Source organism: Cloacibacterium normanense (assembly GCF_002943105.1).
Lineage (GTDB): Bacteria > Bacteroidota > Bacteroidia > Flavobacteriales > Weeksellaceae > Cloacibacterium.
This window is the reverse complement of record NZ_PTPZ01000004.1, coordinates 204,708-227,361: the sequence shown is the minus strand read 5'-3', so window position 1 is coordinate 227,361 and position 22,654 is coordinate 204,708. Positions and strand designations below refer to the sequence as shown.

General features: G+C 33.5%; 21 protein-coding genes. 9 read left to right on the top strand and 12 right to left on the bottom strand.

Translation table 11 applies throughout. From position 1 onward, the window contains the following. Position 1 precedes the first annotated feature (1 nt). The 6 genes from C3729_RS08750 to C3729_RS08725 all read right to left on the bottom strand — a co-directional run bounded on the left by C3729_RS08750 (position 2) and on the right by C3729_RS08725 (position 3,442). Positions 2–859 carry a mechanosensitive ion channel family protein gene (locus C3729_RS08750; RefSeq protein WP_104793818.1) on the bottom strand — a complete coding sequence of 286 codons (858 nt, stop codon included), beginning with the start codon at positions 857–859 and terminating at the stop codon, positions 2–4. 1 nt (position 860) lies between these two features. Beyond that, positions 861–1,364 carry a phosphoribosyl-ATP pyrophosphatase gene (locus C3729_RS08745; RefSeq protein WP_104793817.1) on the bottom strand — a complete coding sequence of 168 codons (504 nt, stop codon included), beginning with the start codon at positions 1,362–1,364 and terminating at the stop codon, positions 861–863. A gap of 11 nt (positions 1,365–1,375) precedes the next feature. Beyond that, positions 1,376–1,687, bottom strand: coding sequence for a phage holin family protein (locus C3729_RS08740; RefSeq protein ID WP_104793816.1), 312 nt, complete (start codon positions 1,685–1,687; stop codon positions 1,376–1,378). Positions 1,688–1,769: 82 nt separating this feature from the next. After that, positions 1,770–2,114, bottom strand: a complete 345-nt coding sequence (locus C3729_RS08735) for a YtxH domain-containing protein (RefSeq protein ID WP_104793815.1) — start codon at positions 2,112–2,114, stop codon at positions 1,770–1,772. A gap of 123 nt (positions 2,115–2,237) precedes the next feature. Then, complete coding sequence (gene cmk, locus C3729_RS08730; RefSeq protein ID WP_104793814.1) at positions 2,238–2,912, bottom strand: (d)CMP kinase; 675 nt, start codon at positions 2,910–2,912, stop codon at positions 2,238–2,240. 80 nt (positions 2,913–2,992) lie between these two features. Then, a complete protein-coding gene (locus C3729_RS08725; protein ID WP_104793813.1) occupies positions 2,993–3,442 on the bottom strand; it encodes a hypothetical protein in 450 nt (149 codons plus the stop codon). Positions 3,443–3,647: 205 nt separating this feature from the next. On the opposite strand from C3729_RS08725, the gene typA reads away from it, so the two are divergent. The 3 genes from typA to C3729_RS08710 all read left to right on the top strand — a co-directional run bounded on the left by typA (position 3,648) and on the right by C3729_RS08710 (position 7,473). Continuing rightward, positions 3,648–5,450 (top strand): translational GTPase TypA, encoded by a 1,803-nt coding sequence (typA, locus tag C3729_RS08720; protein WP_104793812.1) that lies wholly within the window; start codon positions 3,648–3,650, stop codon positions 5,448–5,450. Between the two features lie 34 nt (positions 5,451–5,484). Beyond that, positions 5,485–6,576, top strand: a complete 1,092-nt coding sequence (gene ychF / locus C3729_RS08715; protein WP_104793811.1) for a redox-regulated ATPase YchF — start codon at positions 5,485–5,487, stop codon at positions 6,574–6,576. Between the two features lie 108 nt (positions 6,577–6,684). Then, positions 6,685–7,473, top strand: a complete 789-nt coding sequence (locus tag C3729_RS08710) for a TIGR00266 family protein (protein ID WP_069798490.1) — start codon at positions 6,685–6,687, stop codon at positions 7,471–7,473. Between the two features lie 57 nt (positions 7,474–7,530). Here the strand turns inward: C3729_RS08710 and C3729_RS08705 are convergent, their stop codons facing one another. Then, positions 7,531–8,235, bottom strand: a complete 705-nt coding sequence (locus tag C3729_RS08705; RefSeq protein WP_104793810.1) for a DsbA family protein — start codon at positions 8,233–8,235, stop codon at positions 7,531–7,533. Between the two features lie 173 nt (positions 8,236–8,408). Here C3729_RS08705 and C3729_RS08700 point away from each other — a divergent pair, with 173 nt between their 5' ends. The 3 genes from C3729_RS08700 (at position 8,409) to C3729_RS08690 (ending at position 13,606) form a co-directional block, all read left to right on the top strand. Continuing rightward, positions 8,409–10,286 carry a DNA topoisomerase IV subunit B gene (locus tag C3729_RS08700; protein WP_104793809.1) on the top strand — a complete coding sequence of 626 codons (1,878 nt, stop codon included), beginning with the start codon at positions 8,409–8,411 and terminating at the stop codon, positions 10,284–10,286. 64 nt (positions 10,287–10,350) lie between these two features. Then, entirely contained in the window at positions 10,351–12,954 is a 2,604-nt protein-coding gene (locus tag C3729_RS08695) for a DNA gyrase/topoisomerase IV subunit A (protein WP_104793808.1), read from the top strand. 10 nt (positions 12,955–12,964) lie between these two features. Further along, positions 12,965–13,606, top strand: a complete 642-nt coding sequence (locus C3729_RS08690; protein WP_104793807.1) for a rhomboid family intramembrane serine protease — start codon at positions 12,965–12,967, stop codon at positions 13,604–13,606. A gap of 695 nt (positions 13,607–14,301) precedes the next feature. Here C3729_RS08690 and prmC read toward each other — a convergent pair. Next, positions 14,302–15,114, bottom strand: a complete 813-nt coding sequence (gene prmC / locus C3729_RS08680) for a peptide chain release factor N(5)-glutamine methyltransferase (RefSeq protein WP_104793805.1) — start codon at positions 15,112–15,114, stop codon at positions 14,302–14,304. Positions 15,115–15,198: 84 nt separating this feature from the next. Between prmC and C3729_RS08675 the strand changes: the two genes are divergently transcribed. The 3 genes from C3729_RS08675 to C3729_RS08665 are packed head-to-tail and all read left to right on the top strand — an operon-like array spanning position 15,199 to position 16,704. Continuing rightward, the gene (locus C3729_RS08675; RefSeq protein WP_104793804.1) at positions 15,199–15,573 is read left to right on the top strand and encodes an STAS/SEC14 domain-containing protein; all 375 of its coding nucleotides are present in this window, start codon (positions 15,199–15,201) and stop codon (positions 15,571–15,573) included. Positions 15,574–15,597: 24 nt separating this feature from the next. Further along, positions 15,598–16,155 (top strand): hypothetical protein, encoded by a 558-nt coding sequence (locus C3729_RS08670; protein WP_104793803.1) that lies wholly within the window; start codon positions 15,598–15,600, stop codon positions 16,153–16,155. Between the two features lie 42 nt (positions 16,156–16,197). Beyond that, entirely contained in the window at positions 16,198–16,704 is a 507-nt protein-coding gene (locus tag C3729_RS08665; protein WP_104793802.1) for a pyridoxamine 5'-phosphate oxidase family protein, read from the top strand. A 45-nt stretch (positions 16,705–16,749) separates the two neighbouring features. Here the strand turns inward: C3729_RS08665 and pdeM are convergent, their stop codons facing one another. The 4 genes from pdeM to C3729_RS08645 all read right to left on the bottom strand — a co-directional run bounded on the left by pdeM (position 16,750) and on the right by C3729_RS08645 (position 22,591). After that, a complete protein-coding gene (gene pdeM, locus C3729_RS08660) occupies positions 16,750–17,388 on the bottom strand; it encodes a ligase-associated DNA damage response endonuclease PdeM (RefSeq protein ID WP_104793801.1) in 639 nt (212 codons plus the stop codon). Between the two features lie 21 nt (positions 17,389–17,409). Beyond that, entirely contained in the window at positions 17,410–19,887 is a 2,478-nt protein-coding gene (locus tag C3729_RS08655; RefSeq protein WP_104793800.1) for a ligase-associated DNA damage response DEXH box helicase, read from the bottom strand. Positions 19,888–19,954: 67 nt separating this feature from the next. Beyond that, positions 19,955–21,550: an ATP-dependent DNA ligase gene (locus C3729_RS08650; protein WP_104793799.1), complete on the bottom strand. Its 1,596-nt coding sequence runs from the start codon at positions 21,548–21,550 to the stop codon at positions 19,955–19,957. A gap of 3 nt (positions 21,551–21,553) precedes the next feature. Further along, complete coding sequence (locus C3729_RS08645) at positions 21,554–22,591, bottom strand: ligase-associated DNA damage response exonuclease (RefSeq protein ID WP_104793798.1); 1,038 nt, start codon at positions 22,589–22,591, stop codon at positions 21,554–21,556. Between the last annotated feature and the right edge of the window lie 63 nt (positions 22,592–22,654).

Sequence of the window (22,654 nt, the reverse complement as noted above, 5' to 3'; positions counted from 1 at the left end):
ATTATTCTTTTACTGTTTTTCTTTCATCATCAGGATTGGGAGAATTCTCTTCGATTTGAATGTCTTGTTTTTTGATGTAATGAATAACCTTGAACAATATTTCAGATTTTAAACTGTTTCCGGGAGCGTTTACATCCGTCGTTTTGAACCAATAAGCGCCACGCAATTTTATTTTTTCGCCATCTATTTCCTGTACATAAACACTGGCGTGAGGATTTTTCTCTACTTCTTCAAACGAATTGATGATGTGTAAAATATCCTTCATTACTTTTTCTAAATCTTCGGAATAATCTACATTAATGAAGAATTCACTTCTCAAAAGTTGATTGTACGTGAAGTTTTCAAGTGGATTTTTAAGAATAATGGAATTGGGAATGAAAACATCTTTACCGTCAAGAGTTTTAATATTGGTTTCTCTGAGCGACATTTTTTTTACTCTTCCTCTCATTCCTTGCACTTCGATTAAATCACCGATTCTAAAAGGTCTTCTAAACGCCATAAGAATTCCTGCCAAGAAATTTTCGCCAATATCTTTTAAGGCAAAACCTACAATAAAAGTGGTGAGCGCTGTTCCTGCCAGAATTTTATCGGTAATGTTTCCGTAGCCCAAAATTCCCAAACAAACGATAACCAAAAAGATGGTGAGGATAAAAGAAACGATATTCACCAAGAAATCTGTAACGATAGAATCTTTTGATTTTTCGTCTATGAATTTAGTAACAACTTTTGAAAATAGTTTAATGGCGAAAATTCCCGCAATAAAAACCAAAATTGCCAACAAAATTGCAGGCAATTGACCAAGGAAATTTTCCCATGAATGTTGTATGGTAGTTCTAAAATCTACAAATTCCTTTTCCATATTATAAAATTTCTTCTAGGCTTTTTAAAACTTCACGTTCTTCGTATTCTTCTAATTTTTCTCTTAAAAATTTTAAAACCATGGGAGCCAAATAAATAAGCGCAATGCCGATTAATTTTTTCTTCCAACTGGTATGATAGAGGTTCTTCTTCGCAAAATTGGTCACTACGGCTGCCAATCCTATTTTGATGGCGTTTTCGGCGATGCTTCCTACTACGTTTTGAGTATTGATGCCAATTTTTTCTTCGCCGTATTGATTGATTTTGGTTTTGATATAATTTTCGGAAGCGCCACCAGTTGCAAAACTTAGAATTTCGGCTGGTTTCAGTTTTAATCGGTGTTCTCCGTTTTCGTCGGTCTTATCGACTAAAAATTGGTCGGTGAATCCATGAGTGATGGCACTTAAACTTTCTTTAGGATTTTTAAATGCTGCGATATCTTCCAACTCGGCAATTTCTTTTCTTAAAGTTTCCTTGCGTTTTCTTAAGTCTTCTAAGTTTTTCATGTCATGGAGTTTTAATCGTTAAACAGCATTTCTATGGCCTTGTTGGTAATGAATTTTTTAATGTAATTTCTCATTAAAAAGACCAATAAAATGAGCAATAAATAGAATCCTGCAAGAATGAGGAAGCCATAAGCAAAGTTGTGGAGCCAATTTCCTAAGAATAAACCTAAACTCACGTTTAACAAAAAGATAAAGAAAATGGCAAGAACAGAGATAATCATTACAGGTACTGAAACTCCAATGATTTTAAGAGATTTCTCGGTAGCATCTAGCTTTACGAGTTCTATTTTTTTTTCTGCGTAATCTTTGATGAGGTCTATCATGGCAAATTTCTTTGTTTAAAGGTACAAAAAAAGGAACTTTTATAATAAGTTCCTTTATAAAATTTTATAAAAACTTTACAGATTATTTTAAAGCATCTAGCTCTGTTTCTACTTCTTTTACTACTTCCGAAGCTTTATTGGCTGCGGTATGTTTGTATTTTTCGTAGCTATCTTTTACGCTAGAAACTACTTTATCTAAATTTTCTTTTGCCTTGTCTGATAGATTTCCGTATTCCGACTTTACTTTTTCAGATACTTTATCATATTCGTCTAATGCTTGATCTTTTAAATCATTTGCTTTAGCTTTTAGTTTTTTTCTGGTTTCTTTACCTTCTTCTGGAGCGTAAAGCATTCCTAGAACTACACCTACTGCAGCACCTGCTAGAAGACCTGCAATAATTCCTGCTGTATTTTTACCTTTTCCCATTTTGTAATAATTTAGTGTTAATAATTTATTTTCGTTTACCTCTTCATTCGCACAACTTCTATACCAAATATAAGGAAAATTTTCACAAATTTATGTTAAAATTGTATGAATAGATTCTATTTTTTATTTCGAAATATATGATAGAATCAATGCTATGGTTTCTTCTTTGTTCAGTAAAGTATTGTCTATCAAGATGGCATCATCTGCTTTTTTCAGCGGAGCTACAGCTCTTTCGCTATCGATTTTATCTCTGGTTTTTAGGTTTTCGTAAACTTCTTCTCTAGAAATATCTACGCCAGAATTTTGCAGTTCTAGATGTCTTCTTTTGGCTCTTTCTTCTGGACTGGCGGTGATGAAGAATTTATAATCTGCATTAGGCAAAATAACAGTTCCTATGTCTCTTCCGTCCATAATTACGCCACCTTTTTGAGCCAAATTTCGTTGAAAATCAAGTAAAAAAGCTCTTACTTCTGCTTGTTTTGCAATAAGGCTTACATGGTCAGAAACTCTAGGTTCACGAATTTCTTTATCAATGTTTTTGCCATTGAGGAAAAGCTCTAAAACGCCATTGTTTAAAATAAATTCCAAATGAATTTGCTCAAATTTTTCAAAGAGTGACTTTATGTCTATTTCTTGGCTGTCATTAAGGCAGTTTTCTAAAGCGAAATACGTGATTCCACGGTAGAGTGCACCTGTATCAATGTGGATGAGGTCAAGTTTTTGGGCAATCACTTTAGAAATTGAACTTTTTCCGGTAGATGAAAATCCGTCAATAGCAATAACTGGTTTTTTGTTCATGCTACAAATTTCGTTAAAGTTTTTTGAATTTGAAAATAATCAAAAGAAAAACCTTTTTGTGGTTGCTGAGTTTTTATCTTTTAAAAGGATTTATTTTTTGGATAGCCATGATAATAGTTAACTTCTATAATGAACGCTTTTCCATTGTTTGTTCTTTTAAAATTTTTTAGTCCAAGAGAATCCAAAATGCGATTTCCATGATTTAATATCAATTTGTCTAATGGTGAAAACTTTAAATAGATATTTTTGTCATAATCTTGGGGTAAATCTCCATCAAAAACAGTGTAAATCATTTGTTTTGAAACTTCACTAGTTTTTGTAATCTTATTAGGATAGAATTCGTAATAACTTCGAAATCCTAAACTATCAACCGAAGCATAAATATGTTGAATGTTGTTTTTTTTACTTTCGTTGTAAAATTTCACTTTCCCATAATGTGTATCGATTTTATCAACAAGTGTTTTGTTGCTTGAGCAAGAAACAAATAGAATTTGTAAAAGTATTATTCCAAAAAAACGTAGGTTGGTCATTTCGTAAAGTTAAAAATTACAACAAACTTGCAGACTTGCAAAGTTACCAAACCAAATATACAAAAGTTTTCTTGCTATTGATTTTCTAAAATCTAAAGTCTCAAAATGATTTCATTATCAATGTTTTAACGAATTGTTAATCTTGTATCTTCATACTTCCATCTTCCAATTTTTTTCACTACTTTTGCACCTTCAAAAAATATATATGCAAAATATCAGAAACATCGCAATTATTGCCCACGTAGACCACGGGAAAACCACATTGGTAGACAAAATTATCCATGCTACTAATGTTTTCAGAGATAATCAAGAATCTGGAGATTTAATTATGGATAATAATGATTTAGAAAGAGAAAGAGGAATTACCATTCTTTCTAAAAATATTTCGGTTACTTATAAAGATACTAAAATTAATGTAATCGACACTCCTGGTCACGCCGATTTTGGTGGTGAAGTAGAACGTGTTCTTAAAATGGCTGATGGTGTATTGTTATTGGTAGATGCTTTCGAAGGACCTATGCCACAAACTCGTTTCGTTTTGCATAAAGCTTTAGAATTAGGGCTTAAACCTATTGTAGTTATTAATAAAGTTGACAAAGAAAACTGTCGTCCAGACGAAGTTCATGATAAAGTTTTTGATTTATTCTTTAACCTAGATGCTACCGAAGAACAGTTAGATTTCCCTACTTTCTATGGTTCTTCTAAACAAGGTTGGTTCAATACTTCACTAGAACCTACGGATAATATTTTACCAATTTTAGATGGCATTTTACAATATGTTCCAGCTCCAAAAGTAGAAGAAGGGAACTTACAAATGCAAGTAACTTCTCTAGATTATTCTTCATTTTTAGGAAGAATTGCAGTAGGTAAAGTAACCAGAGGTTCTATCAAAGAATCTCAGTGGATTGGTCTTGCACAAGAAAATGGCAATATCCTTAAAGGTAAAGTTAAAGAATTATATATTTTTGAAGGTTTAGGCAAGAAAAAAGTTACAGAAGTTCAAGCAGGTGATATTTGTGCAGTAGTAGGTTTTGATGCGTTCCAAATTGGAGATACTTTCGTAGATTTAGAAAATCCAGAACCATTGACTAGATTGTCTATTGACGAGCCTACGTTAAACATGACATTCTCTATCAACAATTCTCCTTTCTTCGGAAAAGACGGTAAATATGTAACTTCTAATCACTTGAAAGAAAGATTAGAAAAAGAATTAGAGAAAAACTTAGCATTAAGAGTAGAACAAACCGAAGATGCAAATACATTCCTAGTTTTTGGTAGAGGTATTCTTCACTTATCTGTTTTAATTGAAACCATGAGAAGGGAAGGTTACGAGATGACGATTGGTCAGCCACAAGTAATTCTTCACGATGTAGATGGAGAAAGCCACGAACCATACGAAAGTTTAGTAGTAGATGTTCCAGAAGAGTATGCTTCTAGAGTAATCGATTTAGCTACACAAAGAAAAGGTGACCTTCACATCATGGAAACCAAAGGAGAAATGCAACACATGGAATTCGAAATTCCTTCAAGAGGTTTAATCGGATTGCGTTCTCAGATGTTGACGGCAACTGCAGGAGAAGCGATTATGGCGCACCGTTTTACAGATTATAAACCTTTCAAAGGAGCGATTCCTGGTAGAAATAATGGAGTTTTGGTTTCTAAAACTCAAGGTCCATGTACAGAATATTCTATCGCGAAACTTCAAGATAGAGGTAAGTTTTTTGTAGATCCGGGCGAAGAAATTTATGCAGGAATGATTATTGGTGAACAAAACAAACCTGGAGACTTAGTCGTAAATATTGTAGAAGCAAAACAATTGAATAACATGCGTGCTGCTGGTAAAGATAAAGACGGAAACATTGCTCCAAAAATCTTATTCTCGCTAGAAGAGTGTATGGAATATATTCAAGCAGATGAATGTATAGAAGTTACTCCAAACTTCATCAGAATGCGTAAAAAAATCCTTTCTGAAGAAGATAGAAAACGTGCGGAAAGAAACGCGAAATAAAATTAGAACTTCAAATTTCAAATAATAAATTACAATGAAATGTGGAATTGTAGGTTTACCAAACGTAGGTAAATCAACCTTATTTAACTGTCTTAGCAACGCCAAAGCACAATCTGCGAACTATCCGTTTTGTACAATCGAACCTAACTTAGGAACAGTTTCTGTACCAGATCCTCGTCTTTTTGAGTTAGAAAAATTGGTAAATCCAGAGCGTGTTTTACCAGCAGTGGTAGAAATTGTAGATATTGCAGGTTTGGTAAAAGGTGCTTCTAAAGGGGAAGGTTTAGGAAACCAGTTTTTGGCAAATATCAGAGAATGTGAAGCGATTATTCACGTTTTAAGATGTTTTGATAATGGAAATATCGTTCACGTAGAAGGTTCTGTAGATCCAATGAGAGATAAAGAAATCATCGACATAGAACTTCAGTTAAAAGACCTTGAAACACTTGGTAAAGCAGTTGAAAAAGCTAAAAAATTCATTAAATCTGGTAAAAAAGAAGATATTTTAACTTACGAAACGCTTCAGAATTTGCAAAAATTTGTTGAAGACGGTAAAAACGTAAGAGAATTCCCTACAGATGATTTTACTCAATCGATTATTGATGAGGTTCACTTGTTAACCAAAAAGCCTGTGCTTTACGTTTGTAATGTTGATGAAAATTCTATAAAAAACGGTAACGAATGGATTGCTAAAATCGAAGAAATGGCTGCTAAAGAAAACGCTGAAGTAGTTGTTTTAGCCGCACAAATCGAAGCTGATATCAATGAACTGGAAACTTTCGAAGAAAGACAAATGTTCTTAGAAGAATTAGGTCTTGAAGAACCAGGAGTTAACAGATTGATCAGAAAAGCATACGATTTATTGCACCTTCAAACGTATTTTACAGCTGGAGTTAAAGAAGTAAGAGCTTGGACAATTGGTAAAGGTTGGACTGCTCCACAAGCTGCTGGTGTAATTCACACTGATTTTGAAAAAGGATTCATTAGAGCAGAAGTTATCGGTTATGATGATTTCGTGAGCTATGGTTCTGAAGCGAAAGTAAAAGAAGCTGGAAAGATGAGAGTAGAAGGAAAAGAATACATCGTAAAAGATGGTGATGTAATGCATTTCCGTTTTAACGTGTAAAATTTTATAAGGAAAAACTTAACTATATTAAATCGAGCAAAGTAATTTGCTCGATTTTTTTGTAACGATTTCAATGGTTTCAAAACTAATTGTAAAAAAATAAAAATAATGAACAATCACGAAATAGACTACAAAATTCACGGTGAAGAATTGCAATGTGTTGAAATAGAATTAGATCCACAAGAAGCAGTGATTTCTGAACCTGGAAGTTTTATGATGATGACAGATGGTATCCAAATGGAAACTCTTTTTGGCGATGGAACAGAAACTGGCGGATTATTAGGAAAACTATTTTCTGCAGGAAAAAGATTGTTGACAGGAGAAAATCTTTTCATGACGGTTTATACCAATACTTCTTATCAGAAAAGACAAGTGACCTTTGCTGCGCCTTATTCTGGGAAAATTATTCCTCTAGATTTGTCTGATTTAGGTGGAAAAGTGATTTGTCAAAAAGATAGTTTTCTTTGTGCTGCAAAAGGCGTTTCTGTAGGGATAGAATTTCAAAGAAAATTAGGAACCGGGCTTTTCGGAGGAGAAGGTTTCATTATGCAGAAACTAGAAGGAGACGGAATGGCATTTGTGCACAGTGGTGGTTATGTGGTAGAAAAAGTATTGCAACCCGGTGAAATTTTAAAAATAGATACTGGTTGTATTGTAGCCTTTACCCAAACCGTTTCTTACGATATTCAGTTTGTTGGCGGAATTAAAAATACCATTTTTGGTGGAGAAGGTTTATTTTTTGCACAATTACAAGGTCCGGGAAAAGTTTGGATTCAGACGCTTCCTATCAGTAGATTGGCAAGCAGAATTTTACAATATGCAGGTCCTTCTGGAAGAAGAGAAGAAGGAAGTGTGTTAGGGAAATTAGGAAATATGCTCGATGGAGACGGATTTTAATATTTAACTATTGATTTCAAAAATAAAAGCGAACTTTTTAAGGTTCGCTTTTTTATTTTAATCGCAATTTCCATCTATGTCGCAAGAATCTCCAGAATTGATGAGTTGTAAACCTTTGTCACCATTTGAAAACTCTTCCCAAGTTTTTTCTAATGCTTCCAAGAACAATTCAGGTTGTTGTGCACCAGAAATTCCATATTTGTCATTAATCACAAATAAAGGAACTGCATTAATTCCTAATTGTGCAGCCAATTGTATATCTTGTTTCACGAGATAACCCAATTCATCAGATTGTAAGGCGTTTTTAGCCTCATCTTCATTGATTCCTATAGATTTTGCCAACTGAATCAATGTTTCCTCATCATCGATGTTTTTTCCGTCTAAAAACTGTGCTTCAAAAAGCGCTTCTTCCATTTCATTGGCTAAATTTTTAGTTTTTGACAACTGAATCAGCAAATGTGCTTTGTAAGAATTAGCCACTTTAGAATCATCAAAATTAAAGTCGATTCCCGCTTCTTTTCCAGCCATTGCTGCACCTTCATGCATGGCTTTTGCTCTTTCTATGGTAATTCCTTTCGCTTTCGCAAAATATTCATATGGACTCACTTCTGGCTGCGTTACCAATTGTGGGTCTAATTGAAAACTGTGCCAAGTGATTTCTAATTTTTCGGCGTGAGGAAATTTTTCTAATGCTTTTTCAAATTTCTTTTTTCCTACAAAGCAAAACGGACAACGAACGTCACTCCAAATATTTATTTTCATAATTTTCCTAATTTGAACTACAAATATAGTTTAGTTTATACGCTATTGCATTGATGTATGATAAATTCTCGCTAAAAAAAACTTTTCCACAAAATTTCTTCCATAAATTTAGTTTCGTTAAATTTGTGAGTTATTGGTTTTAATTAACTTTCACGCGGTAAAGCAGGAAATATATGAGTGAGAATCTACAGGTAAATTATTCAGAAGAAAACATACGAACGCTCGATTGGCAGGAACACATTCGTCTTCGTCCTGGTATGTATATTGGGAAACTAGGAGACGGTTCTTCTGCAGATGATGGGATTTATATTTTGTTAAAGGAAATCATTGATAACTCTATCGATGAATTCCGTATGAAATCTGGAAAAAGAATCGAAATTAAATTAGATGAAGGTAAAGTTACCATCAGAGATTATGGTCGTGGTATTCCTTTAGGAAAAGTTGTAGATGCAGTTTCTAAAATGAATACAGGTGGTAAATATGATTCTAAAGCTTTCAAAAAATCTGTAGGTCTTAATGGTGTAGGTACTAAAGCGGTAAATGCACTTTCTGATTATTTTAGAGTGCGCTCATTCCGTGATGGAAAAATGAAAGTGGCAGAGTTTTCTAAAGGAAATATCACCGAAAACCATCCTGAAACCGATACTTCAGACAGAAACGGAACCGAAATTTCTTTCATTCCTGATTACAGTATTTTCACGCATTTTAAATTCAGAAAAGAGTATATCGAAAGAATGCTTCGCAATTACGCTTATCTGAATCCTGGTCTTAAAATTATCTTTAACGGAGAAACGTATTACTCTGAAAACGGATTAAAAGACTTGTTAGAAGAAGAATTAGAAGGCGAAATTCTGTATCCAATTGTTCACTTGAATGATGAAGACATCGAACTCGCGATTACCCATTCTGATAAATCACAAACCGAAACCTATTTCTCCTTCGTAAACGGACAAAATACTACACAAGGTGGAACACACCTTAATGCTTTCCGTGAAGCGTATGTAAAAACGATTAGAGAATTTTTCAACAAGAACTTTGAAGCAGCAGATATTAGAAAATCTATTATTGCCGCTATTTCGATTAATGTAGAAGAACCTGTTTTTGAGTCTCAAACCAAAACCAAATTGGGTTCAAACGATATTGGTCCAAATGGTCCTTCTGTAAGAACTTTTATCATTGATTTCTTAAAAAATAAACTTGATAATTTTTTACACAAAAATCCAGAAGTTGCCGAAGCAATTTTAAGAAAAATCATCATTTCTGAAAGAGAAAGAAAAGAACTTTCGGGAATTCAGAAACTGGCGAGAGAAAGAGCGAAAAAAGTTTCGCTTCACAATAAAAAACTGAGAGATTGTAGACAACACTACAATGACCAAAAAGCTTCTAGAAAATCTGAAACCATGATTTTCATTACTGAGGGAGATTCTGCTTCTGGTTCTATTACCAAATCAAGAGATGTAGAAACTCAAGCGGTGTTTTCATTGAAAGGAAAACCTCTTAACTGCTATGGTTTGACCAAGAAAATTGTGTATGAAAACGAAGAATTTAACCTTCTTCAAGCTGCACTAAATATTGAGAATAGTTTAGAAGATTTGCGTTATAATCATGTTATCATTGCTACTGATGCCGATGTAGACGGAATGCACATTCGATTGTTGATGATTACGTTTTTCTTACAATTTTTCCCTGATTTAATTAAAAATGGACATTTGTATATTTTGCAAACTCCACTTTTCAGGGTGAGAAATAAGAAAGAAACCAGATATTGCTATTCTGAAGAAGAACGTTTGAAAGCACTGAATGAATTAGGCAAAAATCCAGAAATCACCCGATTCAAAGGTTTGGGAGAAATTTCACCTGATGAATTTAAACATTTCATAGGGAAAGATATTCGTCTAGAACCAGTAGTCATTGGTAAAGACAGTACCATTAATGATTTGTTAGAGTTTTACATGGGTAAAAACACTCCAGACAGACAAACTTTCATTTTAGAAAACTTAGTGGTGGAAGACCCAGATATTGATAAAAAAGAGGTTCTGAACGACGCATAATTGTTTCTAAGAATTGGAAATATTTGAAAAAAGCAAACAAAGAAGGTAAAACGCAAGGTTAATAATGGAAGGACACGAGCACAAGGAAGAATCCTTAAAAAAAGTATCAGGTTTATATAAAGATTGGTTTCTAGATTACGCTTCTTACGTAATTTTAGACAGAGCCATTCCGTCTATTTATGATGGTTTTAAGCCAGTACAGCGTAGAATTATGCATTCTATGCGCGAATTAGAGGACGGTAGATATAATAAAGTTGCCAATATTGTAGGAAATACCATGAAATACCATCCTCATGGTGATGCTTCTATTACGGATGCAATGGTGCAAATTGGCCAAAAAGAATTGCTCATTGATACTCAAGGAAACTGGGGAAATGTCTACACCGGAGATTCTGCAGCGGCAGCCAGATATATTGAAGCAAGATTGACTCCTTTTGCTTTGGAAGTGGTTTTCAACCCGAAAACTACAGAATGGAGCAAGTCTTATGATGGTAGAAATAATGAACCGATTGATCTACCTGTAAAATTCCCCTTGCTTTTGGCTCAAGGTGTAGAAGGAATTGGGGTAGGACTTTCTACCAAAATTATGCCTCATAATTTTAATGAACTTTTAAGTGCTTCTGTAGCTTATTTGAAAGGCAAAAAATTTGAACTCTATCCAGACTTTCAAACGGGAGGTTTATTAGATGTTAGCAATTATAATGATGGGCAACGTGGCGGAAAACTCCGTACTAGAGCCAGAATTATTCAAAAAGATAAAAACACCCTTTGCATTACCGAGCTTCCTTTTTCTAAAAATACAGGCGATTTAATAGATTCTGTAATCAAAGCCAACGAAAAAGGGAAAATCAAAATCAAAAAAATTGAAGACAATACTTCTGATAAGGTAGAAATTAATATTCATTTAGCGAATGACGTTTCTCCAGACAAAACCATAGATGCGTTATATGCTTTTACCGATTGCGAAGTCTCTATTTCGCCAAATGCGTGTGTTATTGTAGGCGACAAACCAGAGTTTCTTTCGGTTTCTGAAATTCTCAGAAGAAATACAGACCACACTGTTTCTTTGTTGAAAAAAGAATTAGAAATAGAACTCCATGAACTCGAAGAAAAGTGGCATTTTGCAAGTTTAGAAAGAATTTTCATTGAGAATGAAATTTACCAAGAAATTAAAGGTAAAAACTCAAAAGAAGAAGTTTATGAAGCGATTGATAAAGCACTGAAACCTTTTATTAAAAAGCTAATGAGAGAAGTTACGGTAGAAGATATCATCAAGTTGACGGAACTTCCTTTCATGAGAATTTCTCGTTATGACAGAGATAAAGCCGAAGAAAATATCCTCGCTCTAGAAAGTAAAATGGAACAGGTGAAACATCACTTAGCGAATTTGATTGCTTATGCCATCGATTATTTTACCAATATTCAGAAAAAATACGGAAAAGACAAAGAACGTAAAACAGAACTTAGAGTTTTTGATAATATTGATGCTACCAAAGTCGTTTTGGCTAACGAAAAATTCTATGTCAATAGAGAAGAAGGTTTCATTGGAACTTCGCTTAAAAAAGACGAATACGTTTTTGATTGTTCGGATATTGATGACATCATCACTTTCCAAAAAGATGGAACAATGAAAGTGGTAAAAGTAGAAGCCAAAACTTTCATCGGGAAGAATATTGTACACGTTGGCGTTTTCAAAAAAGGAGACAAACGTACCGTTTACAACATGATTTATCGTGAAGGAAAAGAAGGTCCTTACTACATGAAACGTTTTTCTGTAACAGGTGTTACCAGAAATACGGATTACAAATTGGCTTCAGACAAAAAAGGTTCGGAAATGTTGTATTTTTCTGCCAATCCAAATGGTGAAGCAGAAACGGTAACTGTTTTACTAAAGCCAAATTCCAGAGTGAGAAAAAATAAAATTGAGATTGATTTCTCAGAATTGGCGATTAAAGGAAGAGATTCCAGAGGAAATCTCGTAACCAAATATGCAGTGAAGAAAGTCGATTTAAAAGAAGAAGGCGTTTCTACTTTGGCTCCTAGAAAAATTTGGTTTGATGATACGGTTCGCAGACTGAATGCTGACGGAAGAGGTACATTATTGGGCAGTTTCAAAGGTGATGATAAGATATTAACCATAAATCAAAATGGTGAAGCCAAATTGGTGACTTTTGACTTGCTAAATCGTTTTGATGACGAATATTTAATTCTCGAAAAATGGAAGCCAGAACAACCGATTACGTGTATCTATTTTGATGGCGAAAAAGGAATCTATTTCATCAAACGTTTCTTGCTGGAAAACACTACAAACGTTCAGCATTTTATGCCAAGTGAACATCCGAAATCTTTCGTAGAATTTGTGGGAACTTCTGATGGTTGTACTGCAGAAATTATCTTCCCGAAAGATAAATCAGGCAAAGAAAAAGAGCCAGAAATCATCAATATTGATGAATTTATCGCCGTGAAAGGTATTAAAGCCATCGGAAATCAGTTTATCAAAGAAAAAGTAAAATCTATTAACATCACTATTCCAGAACCTTTGGAAGATGAAATTATTGAAGCAGAGGAATCTGAAAGTGAAGAAGCTAATGCAGATTCTGAAGTTAATGAAATTCCAGAAGAAGGTCAAATCGGAGATTTGTTCTCCATTGATGAAAATAATGAATAATTAAAAAAGTATGCATCCAATATTATTAATAATCATTGCCATTACTGTAGTCATCAGTATTATGGGATTCCAAAACATTCAACTTTTTGAAAAATATAAGTTCAATGTTTCTGCGATACAAAATCGAAAAGAATACATCAGACTGCTTTCTGCAGGATTTCTTCATGCAGATTGGGGACATTTGTTTTTTAATATGTTGACGCTGTATTTCTTTGCACCAATCGTTTTATATGTATATGGTATTTCAGGATTTTTGTTGGTGTATTTAGGCTCAATTGTTATTGGGAATTTATTTTCTTTGTATTTGTATAAAAGACAAAGTTGGTATTCGGCAATTGGAGCGAGTGGTGGCGTTTCTGGGATTTTATTTGCAGCAGTAGCTTATGCGCCCAACGAAATTGAAGTAAATTTCTTGCCTGGTTATATTTTTGGAGCCTTATATTTTGGGTATTCGGTTTACATGATGCTTAATCCAAGACCGCATGATAATATTGGTCATGCTGCACATTTAGGTGGTGCTGCTTTTGGATTGGTTTACGCGGTTGCGCTAGAACCAGAAATCGCCATGAATAATGCAGTTTATTTGCTTGTGATGTCACTTCCTTTGATTTACATGAGCTACCAAGTTTTTGTGAAGAAGAAAATTGGGTAGAATTTTTATTGATTTTATAAAATTTAAGATGATTAGTTTTGAATATAATCGCAAGAAAATGTTTTTGTGGATGTTATTTTCAATTTTAATCATTTTACTTTTTTCTTATGATTTTATAAACGCTGAAGATTTAACTTCAAAACGACCAGAATCATACAGCAAATACAGTTATGTAGGACATTTTTTCTATAAAAGTCCTAATTTATTAAGGTTTTTTTGTGGTTTTATTGTTTTTTTATTTTTGTACTTTTTTGTTTCGTTGATAAGAAAAATTATTAAAGGGAACGTTTTTTATGAAAATAGAAATGGTTTTTTAATCTGTGGTGATGTGAAAATCGTTAAAATTTCAGACATAAAAAATTTTGATGTAAAAAAAATCAATAGAAATATTTACATAAGAATTCACCTTAAAGATTCAAAAAAATTCATTAAAGAAGAAACAAATTTCTTGAAAAAATTAAATTTCCACTTAGTAAATTATACTGAAAAAACACCATTAATAATGAGTGTGGATTTTTTTCAGGAAAAACCAGATCTAATCCTAGATAAATTAAAGAAACTTGTTTTCAATTCTGAACTGAAATGAATTAATTTCAATAAATCATTAATTGTAAAATATAAATGATTTTTGTCCAATTGTGTAATTTATTTATAGATTATTCTGTGAAAATCTGTGTGATTTGTGAGAGATTAATCTATTTTTTTCCCATCACAAATCTATCATTTCCCGATAAATCTTTTATCAATTCGCTTTCTGAGAAATTTCTGAATAATTCGAGCGTTTCTTTTCCTAATTTTTGATTGATTTCAAGGAAAAATAAACCGTTTTCATTGAGATGATTTTCACAGTCTTTTGCAATTTTTCGGTAGAAAATAAGTGCATCAGAAGTTGGTGAAAATAAAGCGATATTGGGCTCAAAACCTTTTACCGAATCTTCGATTTCCGTATTTTCATCTATGCCTATGTAGGGAGGATTTGAGATGATCACATCATATTTTTCGGTCAAATTTGTATTCAGATAATCTGCTTGTAAAAATTTAATTTCAGTTTCATAAAAGTCTGCATTTTTTTGGGCAATTTCAAGTGCTTTTTCAGAAATATCCATCGCTGAAATTTCCGCATTTGGGAAATGTTTTTTCAAAGTAATTGGGATAATTCCGCTTCCTGTTCCAACGTCAAGAATTTTAAAATCTCGAATCTCGAATCTCGAATCTCGAATCTTATTAATCGCCAATTCTAGCAATTCTTCTGTTTCAGGACGAGGAATTAAGACGTTTTCGTCTACAAAAAATCTATTTCCATAAAATTCTGTATATCCCAAAATCTGTTGATATGGTTTTCCTTTTTTGAGTTCTTCAGTTACTTTTTTGAATTCCGCAGCTTGATTTTCTACTTTTCTTTCTTGAAAATCTTCTAAGAAATATCGGTAAAGAATTCTGCTTTCCTCTTTGGAATAAATAGTCGCTAAAACTTCGGAAAACGAGGGGAAATAATCTTGAAATTGCATTTTACAAAATTATATAAATTATCCTAAATATTCTGTAATATGTTTCGGAGCTTAATCTCTGAAATTTGTCAAAAAATAAAAGTAATGATTACTAGAATCAAAGAATTACCAGATAATATGGTGGGCTTTTTAGCCACGGACGAAGTTTCAGCAAAAGATTTTATAGACGTAGTAATGCCAGAAGTAGAAAAATTTATCGAGGAAAAAGATAAGTTGAATTACATGTTGGTCATCGAAACTGATTTAGCGAAATTTTCTATAGGAGCATGGTTTCAAGATGCTTTGATGGGAGTGAAAACTATAACCAAATGGCATCGAGCAGCTATTGTATATGATTCGCAATCTATACAAAATTTTACAGAAGTTTTTAGCAAAATTATGATTGGCGAGTTCAAAGGATTTGATAAAAAAGATTACGATACAGCCGTAAAATGGACTTCTGAACAAATTGACCTTTAATTTTTAACATCAAAAACTCTTGCTATGAACGAAAATAAAAATCCTCAAATTACCGTAACCAAAAGCAGTTCTGTTTCGGAAATTCTACTTGAAAACGACAACAATGCTAAAGAAATTTTTAAAAATTTAAAACAAAATCTCTACAACGTAGAGCATTGGAACTTGGTTAAAGACAAGGAACATTGTCATTTTCAACTCTGCAACAAGCATGGAGAAGAAAAAACGGGAAAAATAGAAAATGGCGACCTGATTAGAATCTGCGTGACCGATGAAAATCAGAAAACTACTTGCTATGATTGGTTTCAAATAAGAGATTTAGAAGAAACCAATTTTCCAGACGAACAAATCATTAGTTTTCATCTCAATCCGATGATGAGTTCTCAATTGGTCATTGAAAAAAAGAATAGAAGCAAAAAACGCTTGGCTATTAATTCTTTTTCTATTAGAAGATTGAGAAATAAAATTATAACAGAAATAGAAGAAACCAACGAAATGATTAATCTAGAAACGGTGAATTTTTATCACAAAATCAGAAATCTTTTCTTAGGATTTAATGGAATTTTAAACATTAAAACGTATTAAACAACACAAATACATTATATCAATCACCAAATCACAAAATTTATGTCAACCCAAAATTTATTTCAAAAAGAAGCTATAGAAAAGCTTAAAGAGCTTTCAGAAAAAGCGAGAACGTGTATGTTTGTGACCGAATTAGACCAATTACCATCCAATTCTAGACCGATGAGTTTGCAAGAATGCGATGATGAAGGAAATCTTTGGTTTATTTCGAGCAAAGAAAGCAATAAAAATATGGAAATCGAAAGAGATCCTAGAGTTCAACTTTATTTTATGAATAATAGCGACAGCGAATATCTTTCTGTATATGGCAAAGCGTTTATCTATGATGATAAATCTACAATAGAAGAAAAATGGAGTGTATTTGCCAACGCTTGGTTTGATAGCAAAGATGACCCGAATGTTTCTATTCTGAGAATTGCTCCAGAAGATGTTTATTATTGGGATACTAAAGCTGGTAAACTCGTTACTTTATTGTCATTTGCTACTGCGATTGTTACTGGTAATAAAACCGATAACAGTGATGGAGTAGAAGGACAAATTTCAATCTAGAAGCACTCAATATATATCGAAGTCCGCAATTTATTGCGGGCTTTTTTACCATTCAATTAACTTTTCACCGGTAATAATATATTTTTTAAAAGTGGAATTTTGCTTTTTCTCAAAATTGGTGTCAAGTCCCGTAAATTGAGAGAATGCAGGCAAAATAATTTGATTTTCCGAGACTAAAAAGCATGGAAATTTTAATTTCTGTCTGTTTTGTGCCATTAAGGTAACGCCTGGATGAATGTGCCCACCAATTTGTGGTTTTTGAATAGAGTCTAAAGATTCGTGAGAAAAAATAAGATTTTCGTTTTCATAAATTTCAGTTTCTTCAATTCCGAATTTTTTAGAAAATCTATCATGATTTCCTTTCACGAGCAACCATCTTATCGTGTTAAAATTCTCAAACCATTTTCTGAAGATTTCTATTTCAGAATTCAGTTCTGCGTGAAATAAATCGCCAACAATAATTATCTTTTCAGGCTCATAATGTTCTATTAATTTTTGGAGATTTTCTAAATCTTTTTCAATCACACCATTGGGTAAAGCAATGCCGTTTTTTCTGAAATGTGCTGTTTTTCCTAAGTGTAAATCAGACAAAATCAAAGATTTTTCTTTGTCCCAAAAAATACTTCGGTATTGGTTGAGCGTCAATTGTTCTCCAGCAAAATTGATAGAAATTTCAGAAATCATGTTGCAAAAATACGAGAAAAATTATCGAGAAAAGCGATTTCTTTTTTTAGGAATTCCAGCGGTTTTAATTCTTTCGATTCTGGTCAATAAATCTTCACTAGAAAGCGATTGACGAAGGCTGTCTACTTTTATAGGGAAACTCAGTGGTGTAAATTGTGTGGTTTTTTCGAATACAATTTTAGAGGAAGAAATTCTCTCAAAAGCTTCTCTTAATCGTACTTCTTCTAACTGATTGTTAAAAACTTCGGTGTAAGCTTGTCTCAAAAGCAAATTATCTGGTTCGTAATCTTCCAATACTTTAAAAATAAGGTTTGACGAAGATTGAATGCTTTTAAATTTCTTTTTATTGCCGTAATAATTTTGTAAAACCAAGCCAGAAATAACCGCAATATCTCGAAATTTTCTTTTGGCCATTTCCGCAGCATTGATACTTGCCATAACATCTTGAATGAGATTTTCTTTGCTCAATATTTGTTGCAAATGTTTTTCTTCTAAAGGAATCGGTTGGTCGCTACTCAGTTCGAAACCGTAATCATTCATCGCCATGATAAACGAAATGGGGAAAATTTTAGAAATTCTGTACGCTACCAAAGCAGACATCACTTCGTGAACCAATCTTCCTTCAAAAGGATACATAAAAAGGTGATTTCCGTATTTGTTTTCGATGAGTTCCACCATAAATTCATCAGATTTTGGTATGTGAGAAACGCCTTCTTGGTCTAGAAGCAACGGTTGTAGAAATTTTAGTTCTTTTTCTTTAGGATTTGGGGAAAGTGAATCATTTAATTTTTCTCGTAAAAAATGAGACAAATAGGAAGTCATGGGCAATCTTCCACCTGCGTAACTCGCTGCAATTCCGCGTTTTTTTGAGCTTAATTTTACCTGAACTTCCTGTTCTTTAATATTCACAATTTCTAAAACTCTTCCTGCTAAAATAAAAGCATCTCCTTTGTTCAAACGGGAAATAAAAAACTCTTCAATCATGCCAATGTAACCACCTCCGAAAAATTTCACTTTCATCATCACATCGCTTACAATTGCGCCTAAATTCATCCGATGAAGCATCGCAATTCTTCTGCTTTTGACGTTGTAAATTCCGTCTTCTATGACTACTTTTTGGAATTCTTCATAGCTTTTTAGGGATTTTCCACCAACAGTGATGAACTGTAAAATCCATTTCCATTCATCATCGGTCATTTCTCGAAAACAGAAAGTTTCTTTGACTTGTTTTTTGATTTCTTCTTCTCTAAAACCTTCACCAACAGCCAAAGTCACGAGAAATTGCACCAAAACATCAAAAGCTAAAACAACTGGCTCTCTTTTCTCGATTAGATTTTGCTTATGCGCTTCTTTCAACGCTGCCACTTCTATCAATTCCAAAGAATGGGTAGGAACGAAATAAATTTTAGAAGTTTCAAAAGGAGAGTGTCCGCTTCTTCCCGCTCTTTGTAAAAATCTTGCAACTCCTTTACTAGAACCGATTTGAATCACGGTATCCACAGGTTTGAAATCTACGCCCAAATCCAAAGAAGAGGTAGAAACTACCGCTTTCAAATAACCCGAAGCTAAATTATCTTCAATCCAATTTCTGAGTTCAAAGTCTATCGAGCTGTGATGAATCGCGATTTGACCTGCCAAATCTGGAGTGGCTGCTAATAAATTTTGATACCAATTTTCCGCCTGATTTCTGGTGTTGGTAAAAATGAGAGTAGTCTTGCTTTGGTCGATAATCGGAAGAATTTTTTCTGTCATTTTGCTTCCCATGTGTCCAGCCCAAGGCAAAAGTTCTAATTCATCTGGTAAAACAGAGAGGATTTCTATTTTCTTTTTTTCTTTGGCGAGAACTATTTTTTTGGGAGTTTCATAAGGAACTAAAACTTCTAACGCTTCTTCTAAATTTCCGATGGTGGCGGTTAATCCCCAAATTTTTAAATTTTTAGAAATGCTCCGTAAATGCGAAAGTGCCAATTCTACCATCACGCCTCGTTTTGAAGAGAGCAATTCGTGCCATTCATCTACAGCGACACATTGTAGATTTTCAAAAAATTTGGTTTTAGATTTTTGAGCGAGAAGCAAATGCAAACTTTCTGGAGTTACTACCAAAATTTCGGGCATGTTTTTGGTCTGTTTTTGCTTTTCTGATGCAGAAATGTCGCCGTTTCTTACGCCAACTGTCCAATCCAGACCGATTTCATTTATAGCAGTTTGCATGGCTTTTGCAATGTCTTTGGAAAGCGAACGAAGTGGAGTTACCCAAAGCAGTTGTAATTTGGACAAGTCTCGACTTGTCTTTACTTTTTCTGGATGATTGAGGAAATTATGGATAACAGCTAAAAATACCGAAAATGTTTTTCCAAAACCAGTTGGAGCCACTACCAATCCTGAAAAATTTTGAGCATACAAATCCCAAGTTTCCTCTTGAAAAGAAAACGGTTTTTGACCTTTTTCGTTCAACCAATTTTGGATTATTTGGTAACCTTGGGTTTTTTGGATTTTCATAAAATATTTCTCACAGATTTTACAGATTTGGCATTATTAATAATTTTCAATTCTCAAATTTCAACTTTCAATTAATTAAACTTTTTACTGTTTCTATGGTGTCAATTTCGTCAGCTGTTTTGTCTTTTCGCCATCTTAAAATTCTTGGAAAACGCACTGCAACACCAGATTTATGTCGACTGCTGTAACCAATTCCTTCAAAGGCAATTTCGAAAACCAATTCGGGTTTTACGGTTCTCACAGGTCCGAATTTTTCTAAAGAATTATTGCGGATAAATTTATTGATTTCCATAATTTCTTTATCTGTTAAACCAGAGTATGCTTTGGCAATGGTGACGAGTTTTTCGCCGTCTTTTATCGCAAAAGTGTAATCTGTATAATAAGCGCTTCTTCTTCCAGAGCCTTTTTGCGCGTAAATGAGTACTGCGTCAATCGTGAGTGGAGCAACTTTCCATTTCCACCAATCTCCTTTTTTTCTTCCCGCATGATATATAGAATTTTTACTTTTCAGCATTAATCCTTCTGAGTTGATTTCTCTAGATTTTTCTCGAATTTCATGAAGTTCTTCCCAATTATTGAAATCGATAATTTCTGACAATCTGAGATTTGAAATTTGAGATTTGAAATTTTCAGCATTTTGAATGAGATTTTCTAATTTCTGTCTTCTAATTTCTAATTTCTCATTTCGTAAATCTTCAAAATCAAGTTCTAATAAATCATAAACGTACACGCCTACTGGAATTTCTTCCATCATTTTTTTAGAAACATTTTTTCGATTCAGACGTTTTTGCAAGTCATTAAAGTTGAGAACTTGCCCTTCTTTAATGGCTAAAATTTCTCCATCTAAAACGAAGTTTCCAGAAATTTTTTTGATGTTTTCTACGAGTTCAGGAAATTGTTCTGTTACCAATTCTTCGCCACGACTCCAGATGAAAATTTCTTCATTTCTTTTAATAATTTGTCCACGAATTCCATCCCATTTATATTCTATTTGCCAATCTTTTGCTTCTCCTAACTTTTCTAGTTCGTTTTCTAATGGATATGCCAAGCAAAAAGGGTAGAGTTTTGATGCGTCTGTATTGATGTTTTCGCCATTAATCAATTCAGAAAATTGAGTTTCTTCTACTTTCCATTTTCCGATAATGGCATGCATTAAAGCGTTTTCATCAATTCCTGAATATTTTGAAAGTGCGTTCACCAATAATTTATGAGAAACGCCAATTCTGAAACTTCCGCCAATTAATTTGTTGAAAATCAATCTTTCTTGCGTGTCAAGGTTTTTCCAGGCATTTGTAACGAATTCTTTTTTTTCTTCATCGGTTTTATCATGTAACGCGATAATTTCTTTCATCCAAACGGAAAGTGATTGGTCAATAGAATTTTCAGAAGGTGGCAATAAAAGTGCGATGGTTTCGCCTAAATCGCCGACAGAAGCGTAACTTTCTAAAAATAACCATTCTGGAATTCCAGAAATTTCCATTGCCCAAAGTTTTAGAAAATTGGTTTTTACAGGTCTTTTTGGTCGTTTTCCTGTGAAAAGTGCAATCAGCCACAATTTGTCTTCTTCTGTTGCGGTAGTAAAGTAATGTACCAACGCCGAAATTTTGTCGTTGGTCTTATTAGACGTTTCTAACGTAGAAAATAATTGTGAAAATTGCTTCATGGGTTACAATTCTGAATTAGTATTTTCTTCTTGATTTTCGGGTTCTATATTGTCGTCTCCTTGTTCTTCTTCGCCAAATTTGGTTTTCACCACTTCGGCAGAAATTCCGATTTCATTTAAATATTTTGAGAAGATCTCAGTAGAACCATGCGTTACGTATACTTTTTCGGCTTCTGTAGATTTTATGGTTTGTAATAATCCGTTCCAATCGGCGTGATCCGAAATCGCAAAACCTGCATCTGCAGATTTCCAGCGTCTTCTTCCTCTCACTTGCATCCAACCTGAACAAATTGCGGTAGCAGCATTTGGAATTTTTTTAATCATATTCGTTCCCAATAAAGCTGGCGGAACGATGACGATTTGATTTTCTAATGCTTTCTTATCATCAATTTCTAAAAGTTGAGTTTCTGGTAAAATCAATCCTGTCGAAGTAATTGCCTCATTCAATCGATGAATCGAGGAATGTACATGAATGTTTGCGATTCCTTCTAAAGCTTTCATTAAACGTTGGGCTTTGCCTAGAGAATAACCAAAAAAGACAGATGTTTTGTTCATTTTTTGGTTTTCTATCACCCAATTTTGAATTTCTTGGTTGATTTTTTCTACCGATTTCCACTGATAAATTGGCAGTCCAAAAGTAGATTCAGTGACGAATTCATTGCATTTTAAAATTTCAAAAGGTGTAGAAATTCCATCATCTTGAATTTTATAATCTCCAGAAATTACCGTCACAAAACCTTTATATTCTAAACGGACTTGTGCAGAACCAACAATATGACCAGCAGGATGAAAACTTAATTTTACACCGTTGATTTCTAGTGTTTCACCGTAAGCTAAACTTTGTACCGAAATATCTTCTGAAATTCTAGATTTTAGGATAGGTTTTGTCTCGTGAGTACAAAGATATTCTTGCATTCCCCATCTTGCATGATCTGCGTGAGCATGCGTTATCACGGCTTTCTTTACAGGAAACCAAGGGTCTATGTAGAAATCTCCTTTCTTACAATAAATGCCTTCTTTGCGAAATTCTATCAGTTTCACGATTTTTAAAGTTAAAAAAAACCGATGTTGAAATCGGTTTTTTATGTAAAGTAAAAATATAAA

Excerpts from the sequence above, each read along its gene's own strand:
- C3729_RS08710 (WP_069798490.1), top strand. The coding sequence starts at position 6,685 with ATGAACAATCACGAAATAGACTACAAAATTCACGGTGAAGAATTGCAA.
- ychF (WP_104793811.1), top strand. The coding sequence starts at position 5,485 with ATGAAATGTGGAATTGTAGGTTTACCAAACGTAGGTAAATCAACCTTA.
- C3729_RS08665 (WP_104793802.1), top strand. The coding sequence starts at position 16,198 with ATGTCAACCCAAAATTTATTTCAAAAAGAAGCTATAGAAAAGCTTAAA.
- C3729_RS08725 (WP_104793813.1), bottom strand. The coding sequence starts at position 3,442 with ATGACCAACCTACGTTTTTTTGGAATAATACTTTTACAAATTCTATTT.
- C3729_RS08735 (WP_104793815.1), bottom strand. The coding sequence starts at position 2,114 with ATGGGAAAAGGTAAAAATACAGCAGGAATTATTGCAGGTCTTCTAGCA.
- C3729_RS08740 (WP_104793816.1), bottom strand. The coding sequence starts at position 1,687 with ATGATAGACCTCATCAAAGATTACGCAGAAAAAAAAATAGAACTCGTA.
- C3729_RS08705 (WP_104793810.1), bottom strand. The coding sequence starts at position 8,235 with ATGAAAATAAATATTTGGAGTGACGTTCGTTGTCCGTTTTGCTTTGTA.
- C3729_RS08690 (WP_104793807.1), top strand. The coding sequence starts at position 12,965 with ATGCATCCAATATTATTAATAATCATTGCCATTACTGTAGTCATCAGT.
- cmk (WP_104793814.1), bottom strand. The coding sequence starts at position 2,912 with ATGAACAAAAAACCAGTTATTGCTATTGACGGATTTTCATCTACCGGA.
- pdeM (WP_104793801.1), bottom strand. The coding sequence starts at position 17,388 with ATGATTTCTGAAATTTCTATCAATTTTGCTGGAGAACAATTGACGCTC.
- C3729_RS08745 (WP_104793817.1), bottom strand. The coding sequence starts at position 1,364 with ATGAAAAACTTAGAAGACTTAAGAAAACGCAAGGAAACTTTAAGAAAA.
- typA (WP_104793812.1), top strand. The coding sequence starts at position 3,648 with ATGCAAAATATCAGAAACATCGCAATTATTGCCCACGTAGACCACGGG.
- C3729_RS08700 (WP_104793809.1), top strand. The coding sequence starts at position 8,409 with ATGAGTGAGAATCTACAGGTAAATTATTCAGAAGAAAACATACGAACG.
- C3729_RS08670 (WP_104793803.1), top strand. The coding sequence starts at position 15,598 with ATGAACGAAAATAAAAATCCTCAAATTACCGTAACCAAAAGCAGTTCT.
- C3729_RS08750 (WP_104793818.1), bottom strand. The coding sequence starts at position 859 with ATGGAAAAGGAATTTGTAGATTTTAGAACTACCATACAACATTCATGG.
- C3729_RS08695 (WP_104793808.1), top strand. The coding sequence starts at position 10,351 with ATGGAAGGACACGAGCACAAGGAAGAATCCTTAAAAAAAGTATCAGGT.
- C3729_RS08675 (WP_104793804.1), top strand. The coding sequence starts at position 15,199 with ATGATTACTAGAATCAAAGAATTACCAGATAATATGGTGGGCTTTTTA.
- C3729_RS08655 (WP_104793800.1), bottom strand. The coding sequence starts at position 19,887 with ATGAAAATCCAAAAAACCCAAGGTTACCAAATAATCCAAAATTGGTTG.
- C3729_RS08650 (WP_104793799.1), bottom strand. The coding sequence starts at position 21,550 with ATGAAGCAATTTTCACAATTATTTTCTACGTTAGAAACGTCTAATAAG.
- prmC (WP_104793805.1), bottom strand. The coding sequence starts at position 15,114 with ATGCAATTTCAAGATTATTTCCCCTCGTTTTCCGAAGTTTTAGCGACT.